The 20,163-nt window shown below is 66.8% G+C and carries 17 protein-coding genes and 1 riboswitch; of the genes, 9 read left to right on the forward strand and 8 right to left on the reverse strand.

Annotated elements, in window-relative coordinates; translation table 11 throughout:
• Window positions 1-98 precede the first annotated feature (98 nt).
• The 4 genes from VVD47_RS20695 to VVD47_RS20710 are packed head-to-tail and all read right to left on the reverse strand — an operon-like array spanning window position 99 to window position 2,949.
• Window positions 99-1,361: a zinc-binding metallopeptidase family protein gene (locus tag VVD47_RS20695; RefSeq protein WP_327605428.1), complete on the reverse strand. Its 1,263-nt coding sequence runs from the start codon at window positions 1,359-1,361 to the stop codon at window positions 99-101.
• 15 nt (window positions 1,362-1,376) lie between these two features.
• Window positions 1,377-2,438 (reverse strand): transglutaminase-like domain-containing protein, encoded by a 1,062-nt coding sequence (locus VVD47_RS20700; protein ID WP_327605429.1) that lies wholly within the window; start codon window positions 2,436-2,438, stop codon window positions 1,377-1,379.
• Between the two features lie 9 nt (window positions 2,439-2,447).
• Entirely contained in the window at window positions 2,448-2,714 is a 267-nt protein-coding gene (locus VVD47_RS20705) for a hypothetical protein (protein ID WP_327605430.1), read from the reverse strand.
• A 46-nt stretch (window positions 2,715-2,760) separates the two neighbouring features.
• Window positions 2,761-2,949, reverse strand: coding sequence for a CsbD family protein (locus tag VVD47_RS20710; protein WP_327605431.1), 189 nt, complete (start codon window positions 2,947-2,949; stop codon window positions 2,761-2,763).
• A 311-nt stretch (window positions 2,950-3,260) separates the two neighbouring features.
• Between VVD47_RS20710 and pelA the strand changes: the two genes are divergently transcribed.
• Window positions 3,261-4,454: a pectate lyase gene (gene pelA / locus VVD47_RS20715; protein WP_327605432.1), complete on the forward strand. Its 1,194-nt coding sequence runs from the start codon at window positions 3,261-3,263 to the stop codon at window positions 4,452-4,454.
• Window positions 4,455-4,504: 50 nt separating this feature from the next.
• Window positions 4,505-4,837: a hypothetical protein gene (locus VVD47_RS20720; protein WP_327605433.1), complete on the forward strand. Its 333-nt coding sequence runs from the start codon at window positions 4,505-4,507 to the stop codon at window positions 4,835-4,837.
• 141 nt (window positions 4,838-4,978) lie between these two features.
• On the opposite strand, the gene VVD47_RS20725 is transcribed toward VVD47_RS20720, so the two are convergent.
• The 4 genes from VVD47_RS20725 to VVD47_RS20740 all read right to left on the reverse strand — a co-directional run bounded on the left by VVD47_RS20725 (window position 4,979) and on the right by VVD47_RS20740 (window position 9,108).
• Entirely contained in the window at window positions 4,979-5,272 is a 294-nt protein-coding gene (locus VVD47_RS20725) for a hypothetical protein (RefSeq protein ID WP_327605434.1), read from the reverse strand.
• Window positions 5,273-5,518: 246 nt separating this feature from the next.
• On the reverse strand, window positions 5,519-7,246 hold the full coding sequence (locus VVD47_RS20730) for a pectate lyase family protein (protein ID WP_327605435.1): 1,728 nt from the start codon (window positions 7,244-7,246) through the stop codon (window positions 5,519-5,521).
• A gap of 68 nt (window positions 7,247-7,314) precedes the next feature.
• Entirely contained in the window at window positions 7,315-7,857 is a 543-nt protein-coding gene (locus VVD47_RS20735) for a PEP-CTERM sorting domain-containing protein (protein WP_327605436.1), read from the reverse strand.
• Window positions 7,858-8,196: 339 nt separating this feature from the next.
• Window positions 8,197-9,108, reverse strand: coding sequence for a TorF family putative porin (locus VVD47_RS20740; RefSeq protein ID WP_327605437.1), 912 nt, complete (start codon window positions 9,106-9,108; stop codon window positions 8,197-8,199).
• Between the two features lie 424 nt (window positions 9,109-9,532).
• Window positions 9,533-9,668: riboswitch (guanidine-I (ykkC/yxkD leader) on the forward strand.
• 57 nt (window positions 9,669-9,725) lie between these two features.
• On the opposite strand from VVD47_RS20740, the gene VVD47_RS20745 reads away from it, so the two are divergent.
• The 7 genes from VVD47_RS20745 to atzF all read left to right on the forward strand — a co-directional run bounded on the left by VVD47_RS20745 (window position 9,726) and on the right by atzF (window position 19,810).
• A complete protein-coding gene (locus tag VVD47_RS20745) occupies window positions 9,726-10,838 on the forward strand; it encodes an ABC transporter substrate-binding protein (protein WP_327605438.1) in 1,113 nt (370 codons plus the stop codon).
• A gap of 38 nt (window positions 10,839-10,876) precedes the next feature.
• Window positions 10,877-11,776, forward strand: a complete 900-nt coding sequence (locus tag VVD47_RS20750; protein ID WP_327605439.1) for an ABC transporter permease — start codon at window positions 10,877-10,879, stop codon at window positions 11,774-11,776.
• Between the two features lie 11 nt (window positions 11,777-11,787).
• Complete coding sequence (locus VVD47_RS20755) at window positions 11,788-12,627, forward strand: ABC transporter ATP-binding protein (RefSeq protein WP_327605440.1); 840 nt, start codon at window positions 11,788-11,790, stop codon at window positions 12,625-12,627.
• Window positions 12,628-12,647: 20 nt separating this feature from the next.
• The gene (locus VVD47_RS20760; protein WP_327605441.1) at window positions 12,648-13,463 is read left to right on the forward strand and encodes an urea amidolyase associated protein UAAP1; all 816 of its coding nucleotides are present in this window, start codon (window positions 12,648-12,650) and stop codon (window positions 13,461-13,463) included.
• An 11-nt stretch (window positions 13,464-13,474) separates the two neighbouring features.
• On the forward strand, window positions 13,475-14,158 hold the full coding sequence (locus VVD47_RS20765; RefSeq protein WP_327605442.1) for an urea amidolyase associated protein UAAP2: 684 nt from the start codon (window positions 13,475-13,477) through the stop codon (window positions 14,156-14,158).
• Between the two features lie 212 nt (window positions 14,159-14,370).
• Entirely contained in the window at window positions 14,371-17,964 is a 3,594-nt protein-coding gene (gene uca / locus VVD47_RS20770) for an urea carboxylase (protein WP_327605443.1), read from the forward strand.
• A 10-nt stretch (window positions 17,965-17,974) separates the two neighbouring features.
• Window positions 17,975-19,810, forward strand: a complete 1,836-nt coding sequence (atzF, locus tag VVD47_RS20775; RefSeq protein ID WP_327605444.1) for an allophanate hydrolase — start codon at window positions 17,975-17,977, stop codon at window positions 19,808-19,810.
• Window positions 19,811-20,163: the final 353 nt, after the last annotated feature.

The following is a 20,163-nucleotide window of genomic DNA, read 5'->3' on the forward strand; positions in this document are numbered from 1 at the left end:
GGCGTGACCCACCCGCTGCCCTGCCGGCGGCAGGGCAGCAGAGACGCAAAAAGGGAGGGCTGCATATCTGCAGCCCTCCCTTTTTTTGTGCCGTGCGTTCAGGCAGCCTGAGCGGCGGGCGCGGGGGCCGGTGCAGGCGGGACGGCCTGCGGCGCGGCGGTCGCTGCCACCGTCGCATCGCCGCGGGCGGCAGTGTCGATCACCAGGCGATGCACGAAGAACAGCTTGCGCACCGCCGTCGGTGACAGCACGAAAGGATAGAAATCGGCCTGCCCCATGCTGCGGGACAGCTCGTTCATCACGGCGGTGAGCTGCACCCACATGTTCACCAGCTGCAGGAAGGAGTTGGTCTCGGCCTGTCGCGCGTCGGAATTCACGTCGTCGCGGCCGAGGTCCGATTCATCCTGCAGCGTGTCGGGGAGGAAGGGGTCGGCCTCGATGGCGAGCTTGTCTTCGCCCAGGCCGAAGCTGTGCGCGGTGCCGACCGCATCCACCATGTGCAGGTAGTGCGCCCAGGTTTCCGCCCAGTCTTCCCACGGGTGGCAGCTGGCGTACGGGCTGACGTAACGCGTCGCCCAGTCGGGCTGGCAACCCAGGTTGTAGTAGGTCTGCAGTGCCTCGGCGTAGTCGTTGCGTTCATCGCCGAATATCAGCCGGAATCCGTCCAGCCATTCGGCATCGTGCTGCACCAGGCGGTACCAGTAGTAGTGCCCGGTCTCATGACGCAGGTGGCCGAGCAATGTGCGGTAGGACTCGCGCAAGGCCGTGCGGCGTTGCTCGCGCAGGGCGTCGTCCGCCTCGTCGAGGTCGATGGTGATGATGCCTTCGTCGTGGCCGGTGACTACCGGCGGACCTTCCGGCAGGCTCTGCAGGAAGTCGAAAGCCAGTCCTTGCTCGGGATCCTCGCCGACGCGGGAGCGCACCGGCAAGTCCAGGGTGATCAGTTCGGACACCAGCCGTCGCTTGGCCAGTTCGATGCGACCCCACAGGACGCCGTTGTTCGGCTCCGTCAGGTCGGGGATGGTGCGGTTGAGGCGACAGGCCGTGCACAGGCAACTGCCGGACGACGGTGTGTCGCTGTCGTCGACTTCCACCAGCCAGTTGCAGGCCGCATCGTTGTCGAGGTTGTCGCAACGGCGGTACAGCACCTGGTCGGCTTCACCGGCGGCGTGCCAGAGGCCTTCCGCCGGGCCGGGCACCAAGGTGAGCAGGCGCGCCCGCTCGCTGTCGTAACCGAGCGGCCTGTCGCACTGCAAGCAATGGCTGTTACGGAAGAAGAGCGGCGCCCCGCATTCGCAGCGGTAGGCGCGGGTCGGCAGCGTCGGGGACGCGGCAGGGGTGCTGGTCGCGGTGGCGGGCATGGGGTTTCCGGGCGCTCAGGCGCAGACGCTGACGGCATGGTCGGACGGCGTCGCGGCACACGGCGACACCGCGGGTTGCGGCGGCAGCACGCTGGCCGCACCGCCTGTGGCAACCGGGGACTCGGCCAGCGGGGCGCTGGCGTCCTCGACGTTCGCCTCGCAGATGTCGGGCCTCATCGAGACCATGATGGCGGGGCCGAAGAGCGTGGCAAACGCCACGTCCTTGGCGTCACGGCCGGTGGCGACGCGCACCAGGCGATCGACCGGGGCCATACCGGTCGGGTCGAACAGCACCCAGCGGTCACCCAGCCAGGCCTCGAAGATGGCGTGGAAATCCGGCGGCGGTTCGCTGAACTGCACGTAGCCGACGACGAAGCGGGCGGGGATGTTGAGCGCGCGGCAGAAGGCGATGCCGAGGTGCGCGAAGTCGCGACACACCCCGGCGCGATTGACGTACACGTCGCGCGCCGTGGTGATGGAGCTCGACGAGCCCGGCAGGTATTCGATGTTCTGGCGGATCCACTCGGTGATGGCCTGCACGCGCGGCAGGCCGGGCGTGATGTGGCCGAACTCGCGCATCGCGGCGCGGCACAGCAGGTCCGACTCGCAGTAGCGGGTGGTGTTGATGTAGTGCATCACGTCGTCGGGCAACTCGCTGACCGGTACTTCCGGCAGCGTGGCCGGGACCAGCAGCGGTTCGAGTTCGACGATCGCGCGGTGGCGGAAGCTGACCTTGCCGGCCGGTGCGTCGACGCGCAGGAAGCGGTTGCCGTCGGTGTGTTCGTAGGCGCGCACCGAAAGCTCCGGCGAAGTCTCGAAGCTCTCCGCCAGGACCGTCTGCCCCGCGTGGCGGGCAGGTTGCAGCTGGAACATGAAGTGCGTCGGCGCCGCGACTTCGTACACCAGTTCGCAATCGATGTCGTAGCGCTGCAGGTCGGTCGTGACGTGGCGCGGCCGGGCGGCGTGCTTGGTGTGGGGCTGGTCGTCGCGAACTGCCGCGGGCGGACTGGATGCGTCGGTCGCGTTCAGCGATTCTTTCTCGACCGGATTGCCCACGCCGGGCACAACGTTCTGCATGACGATTCCTTATTGCAACAGCCAGCAGCGCTGCATCACCACGATGGGGCGAGGGGCAGTGGGGACGGCGGGGTCGATGAGCGGGGGTTCCGGATCAACTGGCTCCGGCTCGCCCGGTTCCGGGTCGTGCATCGGAGCGCGGTCGGGATCGGGGCCGGGCATGGGCGGAATCGGCGGCACGGGTGCGGGCGAGCTGGGCGGAATGTCGGGCGGCACGGTGGCCGCGGCCACATAGGCCTTCAGCACGGTCATGTCGGCGGAGCTGCGCATCGGCATCGGGATTCCTTTCGTATGCGGCATGGGGGTCTGCCTGGTGGCAGGCCTACAGCGCACGCAGGCGCAGCTTGAGTCGCTGCTCGGCGTCACCGATGGCGGCGCGCGCCTGGCCGGCGATCTGGTCGGCACGGCCACGCACCTGCATGCCGCTGTTGCCGATCAACGAGCCAGTGGCTTCCTTCACCTTGCCGGTGAAGTAGTTGGCACGACCCATGACCTGATCCTTGTTCATCATTTTTGCTGCCTCCTCGCTCGACGCCTGGGTGAAGGAAGAAATGCCTGCGGGCGCAGGTCTTCCGGTTTCGCAAAGGCTACGTGGCAAGGCGGATACGCTGGATCGGGGGCGTCCTATCCCGTTGTAGGACGACAGGAAGTCGCGTGTAGGACAGCGCGCGCCGGCCGTCCGGGCCGCAGGCAACGGGCGCCCGGGGAGGCGTGCGGTCTATCATTGGGCTCCGGCCTGGCATCGGCAGGCACGGCCGGATACGGCAGCGTGTCGGGGAGGTGGCCGGGCGCGCAGAACAGAAAAAGGAGGCGAGGAAAACCATGCAGCAGCGATTGATTCCAGTTGTCGCGATGTCCATCGCCACCGGCCTTGCGTGCGTCGGCCTGGGTGCGTGCAGTACCACGGTGGCGGAGCCGCCGGTGACGCGCAGCGCACCACCGCCCGGTGGCTACAAGGCCATCTCCCTGGAAGGGTTCTCGGACGGCATCAAGCACTGGCGCGACCGCAACGGCAACGACTACGCGAAGTACGCGCCGACGCAGATCGTGGAGATTGCCGACAACCTGCTGGCGTACCAGCGCAACAACGGTGGCTGGGTGGAGAACAGGGACCCGACGCGCGTCCTGTCGCTCGGCGACAAGGCGGAGGTGCTGGGCGAGCGCATCCAGCCCAAGGGCAGCTTCGACAACCGCAACGTGTACTCGCAGATCGAATACCTGTCGGCGGCCTACCTGCAGACGAAGGACGAGCGTTACCGGACCGCCGCGCTGAAGGGGCTGGACTACACCTTCGCCAACCAGCACAAGCGCTGCGGTGGCTGGCCGCACACGGTGCCCAGCGACATTCCGTACCACGGCTACATCACCATGGCCGACGAGGTGACCTCCGGTGTGTTGCGCATGCTGCGCAAGGTGGCGGAAGCCAGCGAGCCTTTCGGCTTCATGGATGCCGCCACGCGCGAGCGCGCCCGCGTGGCGCTGCAGAAGGGCGACGACTGCGTGCTGAAACTGCAGGTGGTGCAGGACGGGCAGCCTGCCGGCTGGGCCGGGCAGTACCACCCGGACACGCTGCAACCGGCGCAGGGGCGCACGTTCGAACTGCCGGCGATGGTGTCGCAGGAAAGCGTGGAGATGGTGCGCTACCTGATGGGCATTCCGGATCCGTCACCCGAGGTGATCCGCGCCATCGACGGCGCGATGGCCTGGTTCGACCGTTCCGCGCTGCGGGGCTGGAAGATCGAGACCGTGAAGCTGGACAAGCCGGTGAAGTATGAATTCCACACCGCCACCACCGACCGCCTGCTGGTGCAGGACCCGGCTGCGCCGCTGTTGTGGGCGCGCTTCTACGACCTGAAGGACAACAGCGTGGTGCTGGCCAACCGCGACGGCATCCGCGTGGCGAAGTACGCCGACATCACCCACGAGCGCCGCACCGGCTACGCCTGGTACGGCGTGTGGCCGGCGACGCTGGTGGCCGAAGAATATCCGGCCTGGAAGAAGCGGATGGGGCGCTGACAACCAGTGCCGTCGAACGGAGATTGCAGATGCAGGACGCGGGAAACAGCATGAAGGATCGCCTGCGCGGCGACTTGCGGACTGCGATGAAGGCACGGCGCGCGCAGGAGGCCGCGCTGCTCCGCGCCCTGATTGCGGTGATCGACAACGCCGAGGCGCCCCCTCTGGCCGCTGCCGACGACCGCTACAGGGCGCACGATTTCCGCAGCGGATCGGCGGAGGTGGAAAGGCTGCTGCTCGACGATGCGCGCATCCGCGAACTCCTGCAGGCGGAGGTCAATGAACGCGAACGCGTGGCAGCCGATCTGGAGCGGCTGGGCCAGGGCGAAAGGGCAGGTGCCTTGCGCACGGAAGCATTGCTTACGCGTCGCTACATCGATTGAGGATGCGGTCGGTGGAGGCCGGCCGCGAGTGACTGCCGCTACGAGAGTGTCTGCGGGTGGCGGCCATTGCCGGCGCGAACAAGGCGTCGGTCGGTGTGCAGAGCTTCAGCGAGCGGGGGCAGAAAGCGGAGCCACCACGTTTCAGTGCGTGCGCCGAAGGTCCGATTCGCCGTCGCTCGGCCCCTGGTTGTGCAGATCAGGAAAGCCTTCCATGAAAGCTTGCTGCGCTTCGTGCGAGCTCACGTCATTGGTGGTGTTGAGGCGTTGCACCGTGTCCTCATCGAACTCCAGCAGCACCTCTTCCCGCGGCTGCAGGCGCTCTGCCTCATTCGCCGGCCATGTCACGACGACCTTGTTGCCCGCCACCGTGAAGCGGCAATCGCTGTCGAAAGCGATCGGCACGTAGATGTGACACCAGTCGTGAAAACCTGACATTGGCATGCTCCTGGCCGGGTGGCGCGGAAAGGCCGTTGACGTCATGCGTCCGGCGTTGGTTCCTTAGGGCCTACGGCGGCAGGGTGGGGGTCGACGGCCGCCAGGTGCGTCCATTCGAGCGCCTGCCACGCTGCGATGGTTGGCACGTGAGGGCTTGATTGCAGAGCTCATCCCCCTGCGCCACCTGCGGAAACAAAGAAAAAGCCCGGTCCATGGACCGGGCTTTCATTGCCGGGGCGGTACGGCTTACAGCTTGCCGGCGCCGGCCTTGCTGACGACGAAGCTGCGCAGCGCGGCCTGCTCGGCCGCGGTCGACACCGGCAGCAGCGAATAGGCGTAGCTCAGGCTGGGCTTCCAGAACACGGCGGGATCGTTCGGGTCCAGCTTCGTCAGCGGTGCATTGCTGCTGCTGGACTGCTGCTTGACCAGCACGGCCGCGTAGATGTCCTGCAACTGGGTGGTCACCGTGGCGCCGTTGATGGTCGTCACGATGGTGCCCGCGTCGTAGAAGTAGGTGCCGCACTCCGCCAGCGTGAATCCCGCTGCCGTGCAACGGTTGCGGTTGCTGGTGCTCGAGCTGTAGCCACCGATCTTCGACGATGCCACGAGGCTGGTGTTGCGCACGTCCAACACGTTGTTCTCCGCGAACAGCTTCGCTGCCGTGCCCACCGTCCACGTCTCGCCCAGGCGGTAGTCCGCCGAGGAGCGCCAGTCCAGGTCATAGAAGTTGTTGTAGACGTGGACCCGGCCGAAACGCACGCGCGGCATGCGCTGCACGGTGTTCAGCCAGTAGTTGTGGTGGAAGGTCACGTCGATCTTGCCGGGGCCGTAACCGGTCTGCGCGCTGGCCGTGTCGGAGCCACCGAGCAGGTTGGTCTTGTCGTGGGTGCGGAACACGTTGTACGACATCGTCACCTTGGTGCCACCCACCGTCACGTCCACCTGGCCGTCGTGGTGCTGCACCTTCTGCGTGGCTTCGTTGAAGGGTGCGGCGAAGACCGGTGGGTAGAGCTTGTCGGTGCGCGGCTCGTCGGTGAATGTGTTGCCGTCGATCCACACGCGCTCCGCGTTTTCCACCGAGATGTTGTCGTACTCGGAGTTCCAGCGTCCGCCGCGTGCCACGCAACGATGCGGGCCGGCGTTGTTGGCGGCGTCGTAGGTGGCCTGGCAGCCGTTGGTGTTGGTGATGGTGATGCTGAACGAATCCTTCGGGTCCCAGCCGGGGAACATGTCGAACGAATCCGCGAAGGTGATGTTGCGGATGACGATGTTCTCGGCTTCGTAGTTCTGGCCGAGGTTCGCGGTGCGCAGGTAGCCCAGTTGCAGGTTGCCGTTGATGATCTTCGGGTTGGTGCCGGACTTGCCGATCAGCGAGGTGTTGGAGCCGACGCGGATCAGCACGCGCTTCATCTGCTCTTCGGTGAAGCACATGCGTGCGTCTTCCAGCGGGCCGGTGAGCACCGGCGGGCGGTTGTCGGCCGGGTCCAGCGACTGCATCAGCCAGGTGTTGGGGTCGTAGGCAGTCTTGTAGGCGCCGAAGAAACCGCCGTTGCCGGTCTGGTCGCCGGTGACCGGATCGTAGAACGTGGCATGCCCGGTGTAGTTGCAGCGGGCCATGTAGTCCTCTTCACGCAGCGGCACGTTGTTGTTGTCGACGTTCAGGTCGATGGTGCCGTTGATGTAGATGATCTTCGGGGTCGGGTCGGGAATGATCGCCGAGGGGTTGCCACCGGTCAGCGCGTTGACCAGCTGGCTGCGGTTGAACACGTTGTAGATCTTGGCGGGCATGGCGCCGCAACCTCCGGTGACCGCGCCATCCACCGCAGCCCAGCCGTCCGCGCCCAGCGAGGAAGGCTTGGAGTTGGTCCAGGCGTTGCAGGGGCGGGAGGTCTGGGCTTGCGTGGTGGGCGCGGCAAGCAGGGCCGCCGCCGCGAGGGCGAGCGGAAGCCATTCGTTCCGGATACGAATCTTCATGGGTGTCTCCAGTGTCATGTGTCGACGGGCTGTCCTGCCCGCCGGGCTGTCTTCAGGCGTCCTGCAGCTCAGGCCTTGCGGCGTGCGCGTGCGGCGAGCAAGCCGATACCGGCCAGGGCCAATGCGAGCGATCCCGGCTCCGGTACCTGCGTGACGCTTACCAGCGTATCCGTCGTGCTGATGGCGCCGGAGGCGAGGTCGGTCACGCTGGCGAGGTAGGGCAGGAAGAAGCTCTGGCCGCTGATGTACTCGATGCCGAATGCATTCTGGTAGTTGCTGGCGATGCCTTCGCCGTCGCCGTCCATGCCGTCACCGAGGAAGCCGCTGCCCAGGTCGTAGACGAGCCCGAACAGGTCGCTGAAGCTGTGGCTGAAAGGACCGACCAGCGAGTCGCCGGAGAAGGACACCTTGAAGGTGCTGACTTCGCCCGTCCAGGAAGAGATCTGGCCGTTGCCGTCCAGGTCCTCCGCATCGAAGGTGCCGGTGATGGTGCCGCCGCCACTGAATCCGCCCTGCGAGAAGTGATACCAGGCGGCCTGAGACGGTGCTGCCTGCAGCAGCGCGAAAGCGGCCGAGCAGGTACAGACGAATGCTCGTACGGAATGCTTCATTGTCTTCCTCCAAATATGCGGTCACGAAAGGCGGTGCCGCAAACGCCTGCAGCGTGCTGCTATCGGACTCTCTGGTGGAGCCTGGTCATGTCCTGCGCGCCTCCCGGCCCAAGGGCGCATAGCCCGCAGGGGGAAGCAACCGTTGTGCCGCGCCCGTTGCGACGGGGCTTTCAGGCTGGTCGTCGTACCAAATCCGGCGGGTTTGTAAGCTCTGCCGACAAATTTGTGCGGAGCACAATCCGCGGGCACGACCGGCGTGCAGGGACAGCGGTCGACGGTGTCCTTCTGCAAAGCACAACGGCGCCCGTGGGCGCCGTTGTGTTGAAGGGCGGGGAAGGTTCAGAAGCCGTAGGCGAGCGAGAAGACCACCCGATTCTCCTGATGGATGCCGTAGCGGTTGTCACCGCCGATCAGCCCCTGCACACCCCAAGTGACGCCGGTGCTGCCGATGCCCTGGGTCACGCCGACGATCAGGTGACGGAAGCCAGAGCCGACCGGCGCATTGCCGGCGTAGCAACCGTTGACCACGAAGGCCGTGCCTGGCGCGCAGGCGCCACCGGTGGCGGCATCGGTGGTGCCGAGGTACTTGCCTTCCTTTGTGTAGGTGTAGGCACCGAGGCTGGCGGTGAGGTTGAGGTTCCACGGCAGGGCGTGGCTGTAGTTCAGCGTCCAGTAGGTGTCGCCGCGGTTGCCCCACACGGTGTCGTTGAGCAGGGTCTGCGCATTGAAGCTCAGCGTCTTCCAGGCCAGGCCGAACTTGGTCTCGAAGGCGTTGGCGTGCTCACCGTTGTAATACACGTAGCCGGTGAGGCCGGCGGTGTAGGTGAAGTCGCCGGCGAAGCTGCCGGTGTAGCCGGCGTAGAAATCGTTCTCGACCGAACGGTCTTTCTGGTAGCTGCTCGGGAAGGGCGTGCCGTTGACGTAGGCGTCGTACGAATTGCCCAGCGCCTTGTACGAGTAGTTGATCGTGCTGGCCCAGTAGCCGGCGTAGAAGCCGCTGTTGTGCACGAAATCCGCACCCCACTGGAACGCCGCGCGGTCGGATTCCGGCGCATCCGCACCTTCGTTGCCGAGGCCGGGCGTCACGTTGCCGTAGGTTGTGGACGCGCCGCGCAGGATGTACTTGCTGACCACGTCGACATGGCCGGTCAGCGTGTAGGGCTTCTCAGGTTCAGACTGGGCCAGGGCGGGGAGGGCGAAGCTGAGGGATGCGAACGCGCAGGCGGACGCGACGAGACTTTGCTTTCTCATGATGGAAGGCTCTCACAGGTTTCAATCGTCGTCGGACATGCGCAGGCCGACGTGGAGCAAAAGCCGTTCCCGTTGCCGTGTCGTGGTGCTTCCGGAAATGCTTTCGGCATTTTGTGAGGAGGTGCTGCTATATGGATCGCGCGCACGATGTCGCGGATTCCTGGTGTCGTCCGCCTGCAGTGCGGCGTGCGTGCGCATGTCGCGCCGCACGATCGCCGTTTGCGCGCGCTTGGTGCGCAACGATGCACGACGGGCACTGTTGCGGGGCGCGAACGGGCGTCCTCCGGCTGCTCGGCAGACCAGCCCGTTTGCGCGTCAATGCAGTGGCCACAAGGCTTTGACCGGAAACCGCAACCGGATGGCACGCCGCCTGCTTGTATGCAAGTCGAGAGGGAGTCGATGCTGCGTGAGCACATCCACTTCTTCGAAGGGAGGCTAGGGTTCCGATCCTGTTACGGACATGCGCACGATCCGGGGGATGACTGGTCCGAGAGCCGCCGGCCACGCCGAGCTGCCAACAGCAAGGTGAGGCTCCACGGAGGGATAAAAGCCCGGGAGGAAAGCTTCGACAGAAGCTCCCTCTCACCTTTATCCCGAGCCGAACAGGAGTCCTCGCCATGTCGTCCGCCCCGCAGTTCCTCCCGCTGCAAGCTTTCGCTTCCCGCCTCGTTTCCAGTCCCCTCTCCGGTCTCCTCGCAGACCTTTCGCTGTCCCGCCAGTCTATGCACCGCACGCTGCTGCGCGCGTTGCTGCGTGCCCTCTGCGTGTTGCTCGCCACCTGCGCCCTGTTGCCGCTGCGCGCCAACGCCGAGCTGAAGGTCGGCGTGTCCGACTGGCCGGGCTGGGTGGCTTGGTACGTCGCGGAGCAGAAGGGCTTTTTCAAGAAGCATGGCGCCGACGTGAAGCTGGTGTGGTTCGCCAACTATTCCGATTCCATCGCCGCGTTGTCCTCCGGCCAGCTCGACGCCAACTCGCAGACCTGGTCCGACACGCTGGGGCCGCTCGCCAAGGGTGTGCCGGTCAAGGCAGTGCTGGTCAACGACAACTCGGCCGGCAACGACGCGCTGATGGTGGGGCCGAAGATCAAGAGCTTCGCCGACCTGAAGGGCAAGAGCATCGCGCTGGAGCAGTTCAGCGTGTCGCACTTCGTGCTGGTCACCGCGCTGGCGAAGAACGGCCTGTCGCAGAAGGACGTGAAGGTGGTGAACCTGTCGGCGGGGGACGCCGCCGCGGCCTTCATGTCCGGCCGCGTGGATGCAGCGGTCGTGTGGAATCCCTGGGTCAGCACCATCGAGAAGTCCGGCAAGGGCCGCGCGCTGTTCACCTCCAAGGACATGCCGGGCCTGATTCCCGATCTGCTGGTTGCGCAGGACAAGGCCATCACCGGCAAGCGCAAGGAACTGGTCGGCGTGGTGAAGGCCTGGTTCGACACGGAGAAATTCATCCGCGACAACCCGGACGAGGCCGCGAAGATCATGGCCAAGGTAGTGAGCCTGAAACCGGACGAGTACAAGGTCTTCCTGCCCGGCACGCGCTTCTTCGACGCCGCCGCCAACACCGCCGCCTTCACGGCGCGCGAGCCGCAATCGCTGATCAGCGTGGCGCCGGTCATCACCGGCTTCCTGACCGACAACAAGCTCATCGAAGGCAAGCCGGACGTCGCCCGCGGCGTCGATGGCTCGCTGGTGGCCGAGGCGCTCGGCAAGCCGGCCGCCACGGCGGCGAAGTGACGGCTGACAGACACGCACAGACGGACAGGCGAACGAGCATGAGCATGTCATCAGCCGCATTGCCGGGCGAAACCGGCGTGCCGCACCCACTCTCACAGCCGGTGGAGGCACCGGTGCCGTCATCGCCGATGACGGTACGCAGGAGGCGCGCGTCGTTGTGGGCGTTGCGCGCAGGCATCGGCCAGCGCGCCTACTGGGCACTGGCGATCGGTGGCCTCGCGCTGCCGCTGCTGGCCTGGATCGCGCTGAGTGCGAGCGGGGCGGTGGACAAGGTCTTCCTGCCCGGCCCCGCCGACGTGCTGGCGCGCCTGCAGACATGGTGGGTGGAGGACGGCCTGATGGGCGACATCGCCATCAGCACCTGGCGGGTGGTCGCCGGCTGGGCGCTGTCGGCGGTCATCGCGCTGCCGCTGGGCCTGTTCATCGGCAGCTACCGCGCGGTGCAGGCGACGCTGGAACCGCTCACCGACTTCATCCGCTACATGCCGGCGGTGGCCTTCATCCCGCTGGTGATGCTGTGGGTGGGCATCGACGAGAGCGCCAAGGTCGCCATCATATTCATCGGCACCTTCTTCCAGATGGTGCTGATGGTGGCCGAGGACGTGCGACGCGTGCCGATGGCGCAGATCGAGGCGGCGCAGACCATGGGTGCGAGCCAGCGCGAGATCATCGAGCTGGTGATCGTGCCCTCCGCCAAGCCGGCGCTGCTCGACACCCTGCGCGTGACCATGGGCTGGGCCTGGACCTACCTGGTGGTGGCCGAGCTGGTGGCGGCGAGTTCCGGCGTCGGCTTCGCGATTCTCAAGGCGCAGCGCTTCCTGCAGACCGACAAGATCTTCGCCGGCATCCTGCTCATCGGTGCCATCGGCCTGCTGATGGACCAGGGCTTCCGCTGGGCGCATCGCCGCGCCTTCCCGTGGATGCACGGGCGTCACTGAAGGAGACCCGTATGGCATACATCGACATTCACAGACTGGGCAAGACCTTCGGCAGTGGCGCCCGCGCGGTGCGTGCGCTGGAGAGCATCGACCTGTCCATCGGACAGAACGAGTTCGTCACCTTCGTCGGCGCCTCCGGCTGCGGCAAGTCCACGCTGCTGCGCGTCATCGGCGGGCTGGAGTCCTACGACGAGGGCAGCCTCGCCGTGGCCGGCACGCCGGTGAGCGGGCCGGGGGTGGATCGCGCGATGGTCTTCCAGCACTACAGCCTGTATCCCTGGCTGACGGTGCGCGAGAACATCCGCTTCTGCCGCCGCCTCGCCGCGCATCGCGCCGACAGCACCAGCGCCGACGTGGAGGCCGCCTCCGGCCGCGCCGACGCACTGGTGGAGCTGATGGGCCTGGGCCATGTCGCCAGCGCCTATCCCAACCAGCTCTCCGGCGGCATGCAACAGCGCGTGGCGATCGCCCGCGCGCTGATGAGCCGACCGCCCATCCTGCTGATGGACGAACCCTTCGGTGCGCTCGATGCGCAGACCCGCGAGGTGATGCACGACTGCATCCGCTACGTGCACAAGCTGGAGCGCAGCACCATCGTCTTCGTGACCCACGACGTGGACGAGGCCATCTACCTCGGCCAGCGCGTGGTGCTGATGGCGCCGCGCCCGGGGCGCATCGACACCGTGTACGACGTGCCGCTGCCGGCCGTGCGCGACCAGGACATGAAGCTGGCGCCGGAATTCCTGGCGCTCAAGCGCGAAATCCTGGAGCGCATCCGCGAGACCTCCGGCATGAAGACCGATCTCGAACTTCTGAAGAAACTCAACATGCAGTCAGCGCAGGCTGCATGAGCATGCAAGGGAGTATGCATATGGAAAAATCTGATTCCTCTGGTTCGATTCCTGACAATCCTCCGGTGGCATCGCCAGTCGATGCCATCGCGCACTGGAAGCGCTTTGCGCCCGGTCTGGACGCGACGCGCGTCATGTGGTCCGAGCTGGTGCCCGGCGGTGGTCACTGGTCCTGGGTGATGCCGCGCGGCAGCGCGCTGCGCATGGTGGCGCTGGAGGCTGGCGCCAACCTCAGCATGGTGCTGTACGCAGCGCGCGAGAAACTGGAGCGCTACAACATGCCGGACTCGCTGAAGGCGCAGCACACCGCGCACTACACGCGCGGGCATGTGCTGATGAGCGACATGGGGCGCGCGCTGGCGTCGATCACCAGCGATAGCGTCGGCTGGCATGACCCCCTGGGGGCCTTGCTGGATGCCGCGACGCTGCAGCGCAAGTACGGCGAGCGCAATTTCGACACCCATCGCAACGCCATGTATCGCAGTGGCAAGGACGGGCTGCTGATCGAGATCGGCAAGCACGGCCTGTCGCGCCGCGACCTCATCCCGCCGGTGAACTTCTTCAGCAAGCTGAGCGTGGACGAGGAAGGCCGCTTCCACTACGCACCGGAGCACGCGAAAGCGGGCGATCACGTCGAGTTGCGCTTCGACATGGACACGCTGATCGCCATCTCCACCGCACCGCATCCGCTGGACCCGTCGCCGGACTATGCGCCGAAGAAGGTCGGACTCGCAGCCTGGCGCTGTGGTGCGGCACCGGCCGACGACTTCTGCCGCGGCTTCCGTCCGGAGAACGCGCGGGCCATCCACAACGCCGACATGCTGTACCTGGCCTGAGGAGCGATGCGATGAACACGATTACACACCCGAGCCCCGGAGCCACGGCGATCCGCATCCGGGAGAGCACGCTGGACCCCGCGCGCGCCTGCCACGACCACACCTTGCCCTCCGGCGAGCCCTACCTGCTGGCCATCGAACGCGGCCAGACGCTGCGCATCGTCGACCTGGAAGGCAACCAGGCAGTCGACGTCATCTTCTACAACCGCGATGAACCGGCCGAGCACTACAGCGCCACCGACACCATGCTGCACCAGGGCGGCATCTACCTCACCACCGGCTCGGTGCTGATGTCCAACGAGGCGCGGCGGATGCTCACCATCGTCGCCGACACCTGCGGGCGTCACGACACGCTGGGCGGCGCCTGCGCGGCGGAGAGCAACACGGTGCGCTACGCACTGCAGAAGAAGTTCATGCACAGCTGTCGCGACAATTACCTGATCGCCCTGCAGCACGCCGACATCGGCCTGGGCAAACGCGACCTCGTGCCCAACGTCAATTTCTTCATGAACGTGCCGGTCACAGAGGACGGTGGCCTGCAGTTTGCCGACGGGGTGTCGGCGCCGGGCAAGTACGTCGAGCTGCGTGCGGAGATGAACCTGTGGATGCTGGTCTCCAACTGCCCGCAGCTCAACAACCCGTGCAACGCCTATAACCCGACGCCCGCGCGCTTCCTGTTGTGGGACCCGGTGTAGAAGCCGCAACAAAATGGTTCTGGCGTCGTTGCACCTCCTTGCCGTACTACTTGTACTGTCTGCGTCGATGCGCCTAGCCAGAAGCATTGCGCTGCGCTCCATTCCATTTTCCTGCGGCTTCCTGGCCGTTTTTCCGGTTTTCTCCTGCGGGACGACCCGCAGCGATCGTGCACAACGGCGGGACGGCCCGCCAGCGAGACCGTGAGAAACCCATGTTCCGCAAAGTCCTGATTGCCAACCGCGGCGCCATCGCCTGCCGCGTCATCCGTACCCTGAAATCGCTGGGAATCGCCTCGGTGGCGGTGTACTCCGAAGCCGACGCGCATTCCCTGCACGTCGCGCTGGCCGACGAGGCGGTGTGCATCGGCCCCGCGCCGGCAGCCGACAGCTACCTGCGCAGCGAGCGCATCCTGCAGGCGGCGAAAGACACCGGCGCGCAGGCCATCCATCCCGGCTACGGCTTCCTGTCGGAGAGCCCGGATTTCGCCGCTGCCTGCGAGGCTGCCGGCATCGCCTTCATCGGCCCGACTGCTGCGCAGATGCGCGCCTTCGGCCTCAAGCACACGGCACGTGAACTGGCCGAGAAGAACGACGTACCCCTTCTGCCGGGCAGCGGCCTGCTCGACGACGCGGCGCATGCCCGCAGCGAGGCCGCGCGCATCGGCTATCCGGTGATGCTGAAAAGCACCGGCGGTGGCGGTGGCATCGGCATGCGCCTGGTGTGGAATGCCGGTGAGCTGGACGAGGCCTATGCCTCGGTCGAGCGGCTCGCGCGTGCCAACTTCAAGGAAGCCGGCCTGTTTCTGGAGAAGTACGTCGAGCATGCGCGCCACATCGAAGTGCAGATGTTCGGCGACGGTGTCGGCACGGTGCTGGCGCTGGGCGAACGCGACTGCTCGGTGCAGCGGCGCAACCAGAAGGTCATCGAGGAGACGCCCGCGCCTGGGCTGGATGATGCGCAGCGCGAAGGCCTGCACGCCACCGCGGTGCGCCTGATGCAGGCCATCGGTTACCGCTCCGCCGGCACGGTGGAATTCGTCATGGACGCGCAGACGGGCGCCTTCTACTTCCTGGAGGTGAACACCCGCCTGCAGGTGGAGCACGGCGTCACCGAGGAAGTCTTCGGTGTCGATCTCGTGGCCTGGATGGTGTTGCTGGCGAGTGGCGATCTGCCGTCGCTGGACACGTTGCAGAAGACGCCGCAGGGCGCGTCCATCCAGGTGCGGTTGTATGCGGAAGACCCGGGCAAGAACTTCCAGCCGTCCTCCGGCCTGCTGACCGAGGTGAGCTTCCCCACCGCTGCGCGCGTGGAGACCGCGGTGGCGACCGGATCCGAAGTGCCGCCCTGGTACGACCCGATGGTCGCGAAGATCATCGTCCGTGGTGATACGCGCGACGAAGCCCTGCACAAGCTGCGCGCCGCGCTGGACGACACGCGCGTGGCCGGCATCGAGACCAACCTGGAGTACCTGCGCCAGATACTGGCCGGCGAGGTATTCACCGCAGGCCGCCAGACCACGCGTTACCTCAACACTTTCGCCTACCGTCCGCGCAGCATCGACGTGCTGGAAGCCGGTGTGCAGACCAGCGTGCAGGACTGGCCGGGTCGTGTCGGCTACTGGGACGTGGGTGTGCCGCCCTCCAGCCCGATGGACGCGCTGGCCTTCCGCGCCGCCAACCGCCTGGTCGGCAATGCGGAAGGTGTAGCGGGGCTGGAGTGCACGATGACCGGCCCCAGCCTGCGCTTCAACAGCGACACATTGATCGCGCTGACCGGTGCCGAGACGGCCGCGACGCTGGATGGCGCGCCGCTGCCGTTCTGGACCGCCGTGCCGGTGAAGGCCGGCAGCGTGCTCAGCATCGGGGCCATGCGCGATGCCGGCTGCCGCAGCTACGTCGCCGTGCAGGGTGGGCTGGATGTGCCGCTGTACCTCGGCAGCCGCTCGACCTTCACGCTTGGCCAGTTCGGCGGCCATGCCGGTCGCACGCTGCGGCTGGGTGACGTGCTCCATCTTGGCAGCGAACACGGCACGCCGCAGGACTTGCCGTCGGCACTGCGACCCGCCCATGCGCACGCCTGGGAAATCGGCGTGCTGTACGGCCCGCACGGCGCGCCGGACTTCTTCACCGATGGCGACATCGACAGCTTCTTCGCCACCGAGTGGGAAGTGCACTACAACTCCAGCCGCACCGGCGTGCGCCTCATCGGGCCGAAGCCGCAGTGGGCGCGCAGCGACGGCGGCGAGGCGGGGCTGCATCCTTCCAACATCCACGACAACGCCTACGCCATCGGCGCCATCGACTTCACCGGCGACATGCCGGTGATCCTCGGCCCGGACGGTCCCAGCCTGGGCGGCTTCGTCTGTCCTGCGGTGGTGGTGCAGGCGGAGTTGTGGAAGCTCGGCCAGTTGCGGTCGGGCGACAGGCTGCGTTTCGTGCCGGTCAGCGCGGCGCAGGCGGCGCATCTGCTGACGGTGCAGGACAAGGCGCTGGCGGGTTTCGACGCTCCGCTGCAGCCCGTACTGGAAGCGGAGCCGCAGACGCTGACCACTCCGGTGCTGGCCGACTGGCCCGCTCAGGGTGAGAGCCCCCGCGTGGTGGTGCGGCAGGCGGGCGATGCCTACCTGCTGATCGAGTACGGCCCGCTGGAACTGGACATCGCGCTGCGCTTCCGCGTGCAGGCGCTGCTGAACTGGTTCAACGCGCATCCGCAGGCGGGCGTCGTCGACATGACGCCGGGCATCCGCTCCCTGCAACTGCACTTCGACCCGCGCGCGACGACACGCGAGGCCTTGCTGGATGCCCTGCAACGCGCCGAACGCGAACTGCCGGCGGTGGCCGACATGCGCGTGCCGACGCGCACCGTGTGGCTGCCGTTGTCCTGGGACGATGCGGCCACGAAGCTGGCGATCGAGAAGTACATGCAGTCGGTGCGGCCGGATGCGCCCTGGTGCCCCAGCAACATCGAGTTCATCCGCCGCATCAACGGGCTGGACAGCATCGAGGCAGTGCAGCGCATCGTCTTCGACGCGGCCTATCTCGTGCTCGGCCTGGGTGACGTCTATCTCGGCGCACCGGTGGCCACGCCGATGGACCCGCGCCATCGCCTGGTCACCACCAAGTACAACCCGGCGCGGACCTGGACGCCGGAGAATGCCGTCGGCATCGGCGGGGCCTACATGTGCGTGTATGGCATGGAAGGGCCCGGTGGCTACCAGTTCGTCGGGCGCACCGTGCAGATGTGGAACCGCTGGCATCGCACGCGCGAGTTCGACAAGCCCTGGCTGCTGCGCTTCTTCGACCAGGTGCGTTTCTTCCCGGTGGCCGAGGCCGAGCTGCCGAAGATCCGCGAGGACTTTATCGCCGGCCGCTACGCGCTGCGCATCGAGGAGGGCAGCTTCAGCCTCGCTGACTACAACGCCTTCCTCGCCGACAACGCGGCTTCCATCGGCGAGTTCAAGCAGCGTCAGCAGCAGGCCTTCGAGGCGGAGCGCGAGCGCTGGCGTGCGGCTGGTCAAGCTGAGTACGTTGGCGAGGCCGACGTGGCCGCGGCCGGACTGGATGGCGACTTCGACCTGCCACCGGGCGCGCGGGCGATTGCCACGCATGTGCCGGGCAATGTGTGGAAGGTGCTGGTGGAGCCGGGACAGCAGGTGCTTGCCGGCGACACGCTGATCGTCGTCGAGTCCATGAAGATGGAGTTCGCGGTCTGCGCGCCGGCCGATGGCGAAGTGCTGAAGGTGTTCTGCCGACCGGGTGGGCCGGTGGGCGCGGGGCAGGACATCCTGACCCTGCAGTGCCAGTGAGGAACCGACCATGGACAAGCTGAACCAACTGATGCCTGCCAGCCTCGATCTGCAGAGTCTTGCCCTGGCCTACCGCAATGGCCTCACGCCGAGCGCACTGGTCGACACGGTGCTTGCCCGCGCGCAGGCCGACGACCACTACGCCTGGATCAGCCTGATGCCGCGTGAGCGCATGCTGGCGATGGCCCGCGAGCTGGAGGCGCGCGACCCGGCGACCTTGCCGCTGTATGGCGTGCCCTTCGCGGTGAAGGACAACATCGACCTCGCCGCATTGCCGACGACCGCGGGCTGCCCGGATTTCGCGTACCAGCCGGAAGCGGATGCCTTCGTCGTTGCACGCCTCGTCGCGGCTGGCGCGCTGCCCATCGGCAAGACCAACCTCGACCAGTTCGCCACGGGGCTCAACGGCACCCGTTCGCCTTACGGGGCCTGTCGCAATGCCATCGACCCGACGTTCATCTCCGGCGGTTCCAGTTCGGGTTCAGCGGTCACGGTGGCGAGCGGGCAGGTGAGCTTTTCGCTGGGTACCGACACGGCCGGCTCCGGCCGCGTGCCGGCAGCGTTCAACAACATCGTCGGGCACAAGCCGACCTGTGGCCTGTTGTCGGCCAGCGGTGTGGTGCCCGCCTGTCGCTCGCTGGACACGATGTCGATCTTCGCGCTGACGGCCGACGATGCGCAGCGGGTGCTGGCCGTGGCGCAGGGCTTCGACGAAGCCGACGCCTACTCACGCGCCGTGCAGCCACATGGTTTCGATTTCGGCCGCGCGGCGCGCTTCCGCGTCGGCGTGCCGCGTGCGGAGCAACTGGCGTTCTTCGGCGATGCGCAGGCCGCAAGCCTGTTCGACGAGGCCGTACAGCGGGTACGTGAGCTGGGTGGCGAGGCGGTGGAAGTGGATTTCGCTCCCTTCCTGGAGGCCGCGCGCCTGCTGTACGAGGGGCCGTGGGTGGCGGAGCGCTACCAGGCGATCCGCGCCTTCATCGACGCAAAGCCGGAGGCGCTGTTCCCGGTGACGCGCGAGATCACGCTGGGGGGCGCGACGCCCCTGGCCGCCGACGCCTTCGCGGCGCAGTACCGCCTGCGCATGCTCAAGCGCCGATGCGATGCGGTGTGGCGCGATGTCGATTGCATGCTGACGCCCACCGCCGGGGCGATCTACACCATTGCGCAGATGCAGGCCGATCCGCTGCGGCTGAACAGCAACCTCGGCTACTACACCAACTTCATGAACCTGCTGGACTACGCTGCCGTGGCGGTGCCGGCGGGTTTCCGCGAGGACGGCATGCCCTTCGGCGTGACCTTCTGTGCGCCGGCCTTCCAGGACACGCCGCTGCTGAACCTTGCGGCGCGGTGGCAGCGCCTGCTGGACCTCCGGCTCGGGGCTTCGAAGGAACGTGTGCCCGCACCAGCCACCGTGGGGCTGGCGCAAACCAGCGGACAGATCGAACTGGCGGTGTGCGGCGCCCATCTGCAGGGCCTGCCGCTGAACCACCAGTTGCTGTCGCGCGGCGCGCGCCTGGTCGCCCGCACACGCAGTGCGCCGCATTACAGGTTGTATGCGCTGGCGGGTGGGCCGCCGCAGCGTCCCGGCATGCTGCGGGTAGAGCAGGGCGGCGCGGCCATCGAGGTCGAGGTGTGGGAGATGCCGGTGCAGGAACTGGGCAGTTTCGTCGCCGCCATTCCGGCGCCGCTGGGCATCGCCAAGCTGGAACTGGCGGATGGCCGCTGGGTGAGCGGCTTCATCTGCGAGAGTGCGGGGCTGTCCGGTGCGCGGGACATCACGGCCCACGGCGGATGGCGGGCCTGGCTGGCCTCCTCGGAGGCAGGGCAGGCGGTACCGGCCTGAGCCGGAACGGATCCGCAACGGAGACCGGTCGCGGAAGGGCGGTGCATGAGCATCGCCCTTTCCGGTTTACGCGACAATGCGCCCCGTATCGCGTAGTTGAAAATAGTTCTCGTTTGTCAGAACTTTTCGATTCTTTACACGTCTGAAGGCGGCTTCACTTTCCGGTTCTGTCACCAACTATTCAGGGACTCCTCCATGAAAGCCTCACAAGCGTTCCGTCGTGCCACCCTCGGCGCCGTCTGCGCCACCGCCTTCCTCTCCGGCCTGGCCCAGGCCAACGAAATCAACCTCTACACCACCCGCGAGGCCGCGCTCGTCAAGCCGCTGCTGGACGCCTACACGGCGAAGACCGG

The organism is Uliginosibacterium sp. H1, from assembly GCF_036017065.1.
GTDB lineage: Bacteria > Pseudomonadota > Gammaproteobacteria > Burkholderiales > Rhodocyclaceae > Uliginosibacterium.